This window comes from Microbacterium sp. BF1 (assembly GCF_019279095.1).
Taxonomy (GTDB): Bacteria; Actinomycetota; Actinomycetes; order Actinomycetales; family Microbacteriaceae; genus Microbacterium; species Microbacterium maritypicum.
Genome location: NZ_JAGYWT010000845.1, coordinates 1 through 586 on the forward strand (window position 1 = coordinate 1; position 586 = coordinate 586).

Here is a 586-nt window from a genome sequence, read left to right on the forward strand (position 1 = left end):
CGGTGAACTAGCCGCCCTGAGGCGCGTGCACGGTGAATCCGGCCGCCCTCAGCCCGTCGCCGAGGATCCCGTGCTTGTGGGCGAGCACGGCGGCCGCGTCCGTGAAGTACGCGGCGTCCATCCGCAGCCCCACGGCGACAGCCGGCTGAAATGGCGAGCCGTTGACGTAGGTGAGGTACTGCTTCACGGTGAGCACGGCCGTGATGAGCGCGGCCGGTCCATGCACCCACCCGATCTTCCACCCCGTCGTGGAGAAGGTCTTCCCGGCGGACGAGATCGTCAGCGTGCGCGCGGATGCTCCGGGGAGCGTGGCGATCGGGGTGTGCGCGGCATGGAACGCCAGATGCTCGTACACCTCGTCGGTGACGATGATCGCATCGTGCTTCTCCGCCAGGCGCACCACCTCTTCGAGCACCTCACGCCCGAAGATCGCTCCCGTGGGATTGTGCGGGTCGTTGACCAGGATGATCCTGGTGCGATCGCTCACCGTCGCGGCGAGCCGCTTCCGGGGATGTCGAACTGGAACGGCCCCTGGCCCTGACCCTGATCCGGCGTCTGCTGCTGGTCCGGGGCGTCCTCGGAGGAG

Annotated in this window: 1 pseudogene; it reads right to left on the reverse strand. The window is 68.4% G+C overall.

Annotated elements, in window-relative coordinates:
• Window positions 1-13 precede the first annotated feature (13 nt).
• Window positions 14-586, reverse strand: a pseudogene (locus tag KZA10_RS17135) (aminotransferase class I/II-fold pyridoxal phosphate-dependent enzyme); the annotation flags it as partial.